The sequence below is a fragment of the Pseudovibrio sp. W64 genome, from assembly GCF_001623145.1.
Classification (GTDB): Bacteria; Pseudomonadota; Alphaproteobacteria; order Rhizobiales; family Stappiaceae; genus Pseudovibrio.
In genome coordinates this window covers 63,867-71,028 of sequence record NZ_LMCI01000034.1, presented here as the reverse complement: position 1 = coordinate 71,028, position 7,162 = coordinate 63,867, and the positions used below count along the sequence as shown (strand labels likewise).

Genomic DNA, 7,162 nt, shown 5'->3' with positions numbered 1-7,162 from the left:
CCTCGCGAAAACCACATAGCCGCTTGCGCCGTGGTCTCGAACTACCCGCAGGCAAGGAAAAGCCTAGGAAGGACCCGTGATGTTTTGAAGGGGAAACGACTAAATCACATCCAGATAAATCAACCGCTTTGAACCAGTCGCCTTCTTCAGCACCTGTATCCGCTTCTGCCTCAACAGTGGTGCAGCCCGATCCACCGCATTCCCAAAAGCATTCACCTTTTGCGGCCAAAAGCGCGAAGATCTGATCTGATCACTCACAATATTGCTGAGCTCACCATAGAGTTCTGTCGCGGTCCCCATCCAGCTTTCGCCACCACGTTGCACCATCACAAACTCATGGATCGCGACAGCCACAGGATCACCTTCAAACACAGCCTCGATAGTGCCGCGCCGGTTGCTCTCATACGCCTCCCAAAACTCGCCCTCTCCCCAGCCAAGCCCGGATGAAGCAGCCACCATCAACCGCGCAAAGTCCGCCATGCGTGGATGGCGCTCAAGATGCACACTCGCAATGTTGCGGATAGCTGTGCTTAACGCGTCCAGCAAAGCACCAAGCATACGCGGTTTGAGCTGCTCCCATTCTTGCCAGAACAACTCTTCCGGCTGACGGCCCACCTCATCAATCCGCTTGAGACGAACAGAAAGGGCACGTTCTGCCAGATCAGCCCGCTCTGTCAGTGCAGGAATGCCATTAAGCAGCACAGGCCGTGCCCCTTGAAACCAATAAGCATCACCATCCGTGTGCAACTTGCGAGAGATAAACCCACTCCCCGTCGCCATCCGGCAAATAGCATCAGAGAGCCAACCTTCCATTTTCGAGACATTATCGAAGTTAAGCACATGCCCATTTTGCGCCATCACCATAAGGTCACGCTCATCTTTAGGAAGCGAGGACGCAGAAACCGCACAGGGATCAGTAATAGACCGCAACAACCGAGCCATAGTGCTCTTGCCGCTGCCCTGCTCTCCACCAAGTGCTAAAACCGGATAACTACGACTACGCCCCCACAAGGAGGCCACCATCCAACCAAGAATGAGCTTGCAGTCCTCTTCCTCCGCATTGATAAGATGGTGCATCTCTTCAATGCCATGTCCTTTTTCAGGCACGGGCAACGCAGACATAGTCTGCTTGCGGATGAACTTGACGGGAGGATTGCAGATCACCTCCCAACCGTCACGGGTGATACGGATCGCTTGCCAGTTCTCATCTGCCAGATCCAACCAGCTTTCCCCATCCTGCCAGCCAATACGCATAAATGGCGTATTGCAAGCGCCTTGCTCCAGAGCACGCACCTCAAATACCCGCAAGGCATCGCTTAAGTTCTGCGTTGAAGGTGCAAGCCCAGTCTTCTCATAATACCGCCCCACCAGCCAACGCTTGAAGCTTTGGCTCTCAACCGCCCAATGCTCATAATGATCATTCACAAGCACAGTGGCAAAAGCATCTTTTTGCGGAGAATGCCAAAGCTCCAGATCCTGCGCGACTGAAAGCAAACTCACACCACGCGCACGTGGCTTAGCTTCGGGTCCCTGTGCGTCCTCTACCTGAGAAGACAAAACGAGGTCCTCAGCTTGCTCTGGTGTCCATTCATCCGCCAAAGCGTCAGCCGCATCCCAGCTTTTGGGAACACCATCAGGCGGCACAAGAACCGTTACAGATGCAGCCCCAACCTTCTCAAGACAGCTGACAACTTCATCAGCAAACTTCAGCCCTGCCTCATCCGCATCAGGCCAGATAATAACCTCACGACCTGCAAGTGCCGACCAATCCGCTTTCTTGGCTGCATTGGAGCCACCAGATGAGCTGATACAAACATGTCTCGGCAATAACCGCCTTGCAGCATCTGCAGCCTTTTCTCCCTCAACAATGACAATGGGCGCATCAGGAGTTTTTGCAAGAAGCTCTAAGCCATACAAAGGCCTCGGTTGAGGCCAGGTCTCCCACCGCCATTTCAACTGCTCTCCAACTTGGAACAAACACAAAGGGCGATAGCTCTTGCCTTCCCCTTCGATATCAAAACGGCAGATATAACCAAGCACCTCACCCGCTGCATCCCGATATGTCCAGCGCTGCGAAGGCACCCCTAACTTAGGATGGAAAGCAGGTGGCTCCGGTGCCTCATCTGGCACCGGTATCACAACCGCCTTTTGTGGGTGCGTTCGATTGGATTCGGTTGCTTGGTCTGTTTTGATTGGAGCAAACGGATCACTCATAGGCATCCACTCCAATCATATCCGCCAGATTACAAGCAGCTTGCTTTTGCGAGAGCGAAAACAGATAGGCTCCAAGGCTGATAAAATCCCGCCCACCTTCACCGGTCGCAAAATCACACCACAGGCCTGAAGCAATGTTGATCTTAAAGGAACCAGCCCGCCGATCCGTCCGGCGCGGATTCTTCACCGTATACTCACAGCCACAAAGTCGCCCACCGGGGAGCCATTGCCTGCAGATTGTATCACCATGCAATAAAGCAGCTCTGGCGATCCACTGGAAAGCAACGTGGGGATTGTGTCGCCGTCTCATGACCTCGCCCCCACTTCACTTGTGGAGCTTGTCAAATGAGATTCAATCCATACCTGTATGTCAGAAGGTCGATAGCGTACCGCCTTTCCCAACTTCACATATTTAGGCCCGCCGCCGCGCACCCGCCACGCCTGTATGGTCCGTATAGAAATTCCAAGATAATCAGCGGCCGCCGCTTCTGTAATCAAAGCGTTCTCAACGCTGTTAAGTTCCGTCCTCATAACCATCATCTCCGCTCATTTGCGATGATGGGATCATGACGAGGTGTCAGCAGCCCTAGCAGTTAAAAGGGGATAAATCTATTTTACCCATCCCCATCAACTACCCTGCGCCATAGTTGGGTCTTCTTATTCTTCAGCCATGTTCTGGCTTGCTCAGCATCTGGAACAGAAGCGCCTCGCATACACTGAAAGCAATCAAGAAACATAGAAACAAGTTCAGCACCAGTTTCTGGAAAGCCTTCTTGTCCAAGTTTGAGAACTAGAGCATCATAGGCCTCGTCCCATAGATACTTTTTGGGACGCCCTGAACCTGCCTGCTTTGGCAAGCATGCCTCATCCTTCAGTTTACTCGGATGGTAGATCCTCAAGCCTTCTGCGACCTGTATCCATCTGCGCGTGTTTGTGCGGCCTAAGGTACAACTCTCTATTCCAACCCGCGTATGGGTATAAGTCCAAAGCACCGAGGGAATGAGTGTCTCCTCAGCAATTGGCCTATCCCGACCTTTCGCAACCAGTTTGCCCATAGCGAGTTGAGATATAAGCGCTTCATATCGCCCAAACACCGCCAAATAATATTCTTGCACCTCTGGAGAGGATGCCTTCCGCGCTTTTCGGACAACCCGCGTCTTACCTCTTACACGAGTATATTTGGCTTTGATTTCCCGCGTTAAGTCGAATGCCCATTTTCGGGGCTCAGCAATAACGGGCCATCTTGGATGCTTGTTGTAGGTCCAATAGCGAATGATTGTTTTAGTACTCGGCTGAAAATTTGGGGCTTCAACCTGAGCAGAGTTCATAGCTTCAAGAACTTCAGGTGCTTGGCAAACAAATCTCACAAACGCCTGTCTAAAAGACAAGTCGTGCAGCCCCAGAAGCTCCTGATACTCTTCATCCATCAGCCCACCTTCTCCTTACCCCTAAGAGCTTCATAGAAGGCTAGCGCATATCTCACAGCTCTTCAGCAAAGAAATCCTCATCCATCCGCTGGATGGAAATGGTCCGGCTGGTACGTACACCAACGCCATGCTCAACCATGAGCTTGGTTAGCAAAGCACCATCAATCAGGATAATCCGCTGAACCAGCCCTTCTGCATATTCTTGCGCTTGCTTGCTGAAACTGGATGTTGTGACAAAAATCCCTTTGTTGGCACCCAGCCCAACAAGAGAACCCACAAACCCCTGAACATCTGGACGACCTACCACGTTATCGGCTTTATAGCGTTTGGCTTGCAGATAAACACGATCAAGGCCAAGGCGATCTTCATCAATCACCCCATCAACGCCACCATCACCAGAACGCCCAAGCTGACGAGCTGCTCTTGCATGAGAACCGCCATACCCCATAGAAATCATCAGTTCGATGATCAGTCCTTCAAAGAAACTTGGAGAATTTTGCAGTATTCGTTCAAGAAGATCAGTACCAAGCGAGGAGCGCAGCATTGCATAGGCATTATCAATTTGCTCTTCTGGCGTAGCTGGATCATCAGACAATGACAGACCCACGCTATTCTTGACCACATTGGTTTCTTTTCCTCGAGCACGAAAATCCTGAAACTTCTCGTAACGTATCAAAAATGCATTGTTGATACGCTCCGGCGAATTCTCGAGTACTTTTCGCCCCTCTTGCGTCGCAACAAAATACCCCCGACTAGGGCTTTCCAATAAGCCTGCTTTGGACAAGTAAGTCTTCGCCCAATGAATACGATTGTTCAAGCGCCGCATTCTACCGCTTGGCAAAAGCTCTTCAAGATCTTCTTCAGTAAGCGAAAATTCAGCGGCAATCGGCATGACCAAATCAGCTACGCGAACTGGCTCATTAGCTGATAGCCGTAGAACAGGAAGCATAAGGGTTTGGTAATCGGGAATGGTCATAGGATACTAACCTAACAATGTCTGCAACCAAGGATGTTCAATAACGCGTCGCTTTTTCAGATGGTTGTACATTTCACCGCTGAAATCAGAGCCTGGGGAAATCATTCGAAGAATTGGCTTCAAAGCATCTCTATATTTTTTTTGCCTTTTAGCGGAGCCATCCAACTCATTATACCGATCTTTTGCAGCTACAATTTTCTGATCTAAATCTCTGATTTGGCTCAGTCGCATCTTGTTCAAGGCATCTTGATGCAAATGATATAGCGAAATAGAAACACTAACGCGCTCGCATTCCTTGGGATCGTCAGTCGCCGCTACAGGGCTTCCAGACTCTACCGAGCATCCTAAAAGTTTCCATTCCCCTTCTTCACAAGGGTCAAGGAGCAATGGCACTTCATCATCGGTGTCATCGTCTTCGCAATATGCGCGGGAAGCTTCATCCTGAAGTGGAAAATGATCAGCCTTTCCGCCTTCGGTGCCCCCATTCCTATCTTTACGCTTACTATTACAGAATGTGCAAATATACCGAAAATTACTAAGTTTAAACGCCAGCCATTTGTAGCCAGAGTGCTTCCCCACAGCTTCAGCTACACGGTTTTTGGGACGAAAGTGATCTATTGCATTATCAGATCTGGCTGCAGGAGCCTCACAAATCCAACACCGCTTATCAGAAATAACTGCGAAGGGATCTTTTAAGCACCTCCAGACTCCATCGAAATCGTCAGGCTTAGCTCCATCAACCATAACACGTTGTTTTGCCTGCGCGGCGCGATCTATCCAACCCTCTGGTAACTGAATTTTATCTTGATCAATCCACCGCATCACTCGTTATCCTCACCACCCTGAGCCAACAAGTCCGCAATTACATCATTTGCAATTTCCTCTCGCTCCTCGCGAGATAACCGCGACACTCCCTCTGCAACATCGGTGCGCTTCTGATCTTCAAACCGCTGCTGGAGAGCATTGCTACGCAGGCGCAAGTAACGTGAATATTCGTCGTCTGGATGAAAGAACCTAAAGCCTAGACGGTCCAGATCCTTGTTGATTTTGGTGAGCCGTTCAGCATCGTCTAAAGAAAGTTTGTCCTTACTGCCCAGCTCACGTTGTTCTTCAAGTAAATCCTGAGTGTCCTGATCAAGTGTAGAGGCTATCCCAAACATGTCACTCGTCACAATCGACGCATAACCCATCCCCTTTGGGCTTTCGTCGGGCATGTTTGCAACAACACGCCTATGCTTTTCACTATCATCAACACTCAGGATCTGGACCTGTTCGCGCTCAAGTTCAGCAATCGCCATAGGATTATGTGTGGTGAGAACAATATGGCTGGTGTCTTCTTGCTCATCATCGGTACTTGCAATGAACTTTTGAATGTAATTAAGATAATCAACGCTCCACCTTGGATTGAGGTGAGTGTCAGGCTCATCAAGCAAAAATAGGCTTTCTTCCCCGGCGGTGAAACGCATAAGGCCAAGTACAGTCAGAAGCTGCCGCTCTCCCTCACTTAATTCGCTAAACGTAACCGGTGTCTTGTTCTTCTTTACACGCACATTGATGCGAACATCCTCAATCAGCTGCGAAACATGCGTACTTTCAAGATCACGGAAGAACTCAGCAGGCTCTTGCTCCCCAACAAGCCTCTTCAGAGCATCAAGATCCTTCACAAGTAGATACTTAAATTCCAGCGCCTTCCTGTTTCCCCACTGAGAGACAACTTCGGTACGTTTGATATTGACAGGGCAAATTGCGATGTCCATCAGCCGGTTAAGGAATCCCTGCACAACACCTTTCGCATTCCAGAAGCGCTCATCACCCTCCTTTGAAGTCCATGGAGGTTGTCGCAATACAAACAGGACCGAGTCGAGCCCGCTTTCCGGTTCCAAGCTCAATTGCTTTTCCAGAAACTTACTCACAACATCGCTCTGGCCAATCAAGAAGGCCAGCAGAACGAATTGACTGTGTTCAGGAAGGGCAAAGAATAAGCGTTTGAGGCCGGGATCTTCTCCGGCACGTAGTTTTTTGTCGTATTTCGTCAGATAAGGCGTATAGACGTTTTGCAGTCGGTCACTTTCACCAGAATAATAGCTGAACACAAAACGTGGCAGATTGTCAGGGTCTTTGAGAAACGCTGATAGTCTTACCTCAACGTCTTTATGCTCACTAAACAAATCAAAAGTGGCGCTTTTGACTGGATCGCCTTGAACCCACTCTTTTGAATAAGAGACCCGGACTTTCAGTGGTTCGGACTTTCGGTCTGGATCATTTTCCAGAAACACTTTTCGAGCTTTCTCGCCCTTCCCAATCTCATAGGAAAGTTCAAAGGCAAAGGGGATCTGAGGTTTGTTAGGCTTAGCGGGGCTAATCAGCTCTCGAAATATAATCGACAGCGCTTCGAGTACGTTGGATTTGCCGGTGCCGTTCCAGCCGATGACAACCGTAACCCAATGCTTCTCATCAAAATCAATGCTAATATCTTTTAGGTTTTTATAGGAGTGCGCCGGACTATCCTTCGCACTCCCAATTTTAAATTTATCTAGCCGCATAA

At 49.6% G+C, this 7,162-nt stretch carries 7 protein-coding genes; all 7 read right to left on the bottom strand.

Annotated elements, in window-relative coordinates:
- Positions 1 to 99 precede the first annotated feature (99 nt).
- Positions 100 to 2,214 carry a DUF6371 domain-containing protein gene (locus PsW64_RS14765; RefSeq protein WP_063304100.1) on the bottom strand — a complete coding sequence of 705 codons (2,115 nt, stop codon included), beginning with the start codon at positions 2,212 to 2,214 and terminating at the stop codon, positions 100 to 102.
- Positions 2,207 to 2,524, bottom strand: coding sequence for a hypothetical protein (locus PsW64_RS14760; RefSeq protein ID WP_063304099.1), 318 nt, complete (start codon positions 2,522 to 2,524; stop codon positions 2,207 to 2,209). The genes PsW64_RS14765 and PsW64_RS14760 overlap by 8 nt, the downstream gene beginning before the upstream one ends.
- On the bottom strand, positions 2,521 to 2,745 hold the full coding sequence (locus tag PsW64_RS14755) for a helix-turn-helix transcriptional regulator (protein ID WP_193757811.1): 225 nt from the start codon (positions 2,743 to 2,745) through the stop codon (positions 2,521 to 2,523). Before PsW64_RS14755 ends, PsW64_RS14760 begins: the two co-directional genes overlap by 4 nt.
- An 83-nt stretch (positions 2,746 to 2,828) precedes the next feature.
- Positions 2,829 to 3,641, bottom strand: a complete 813-nt coding sequence (locus PsW64_RS14750) for a hypothetical protein (RefSeq protein WP_063304098.1) — start codon at positions 3,639 to 3,641, stop codon at positions 2,829 to 2,831.
- Positions 3,642 to 3,693: 52 nt separating this feature from the next.
- Positions 3,694 to 4,617, bottom strand: coding sequence for a restriction endonuclease (locus tag PsW64_RS14745; protein WP_063304097.1), 924 nt, complete (start codon positions 4,615 to 4,617; stop codon positions 3,694 to 3,696).
- A 6-nt stretch (positions 4,618 to 4,623) separates the two neighbouring features.
- Positions 4,624 to 5,439 (bottom strand): hypothetical protein, encoded by an 816-nt coding sequence (locus PsW64_RS14740; RefSeq protein ID WP_063304096.1) that lies wholly within the window; start codon positions 5,437 to 5,439, stop codon positions 4,624 to 4,626.
- A complete protein-coding gene (locus PsW64_RS14735) occupies positions 5,439 to 7,160 on the bottom strand; it encodes an AAA family ATPase (protein ID WP_063304095.1) in 1,722 nt (573 codons plus the stop codon). The genes PsW64_RS14740 and PsW64_RS14735 overlap by 1 nt, the downstream gene beginning before the upstream one ends.
- Between the last annotated feature and the right edge of the window lie 2 nt (positions 7,161 to 7,162).

Excerpts from the sequence above, each read along its gene's own strand:
- PsW64_RS14765 (WP_063304100.1), bottom strand. The coding sequence starts at position 2,214 with ATGAGTGATCCGTTTGCTCCAATCAAAACAGACCAAGCAACCGAATCC.
- PsW64_RS14760 (WP_063304099.1), bottom strand. The coding sequence starts at position 2,524 with ATGAGACGGCGACACAATCCCCACGTTGCTTTCCAGTGGATCGCCAGA.
- PsW64_RS14755 (WP_193757811.1), bottom strand. The coding sequence starts at position 2,745 with ATGAGGACGGAACTTAACAGCGTTGAGAACGCTTTGATTACAGAAGCG.
- PsW64_RS14750 (WP_063304098.1), bottom strand. The coding sequence starts at position 3,641 with ATGGATGAAGAGTATCAGGAGCTTCTGGGGCTGCACGACTTGTCTTTT.
- PsW64_RS14745 (WP_063304097.1), bottom strand. The coding sequence starts at position 4,617 with ATGACCATTCCCGATTACCAAACCCTTATGCTTCCTGTTCTACGGCTA.
- PsW64_RS14740 (WP_063304096.1), bottom strand. The coding sequence starts at position 5,439 with ATGCGGTGGATTGATCAAGATAAAATTCAGTTACCAGAGGGTTGGATA.
- PsW64_RS14735 (WP_063304095.1), bottom strand. The coding sequence starts at position 7,160 with ATGCGGCTAGATAAATTTAAAATTGGGAGTGCGAAGGATAGTCCGGCG.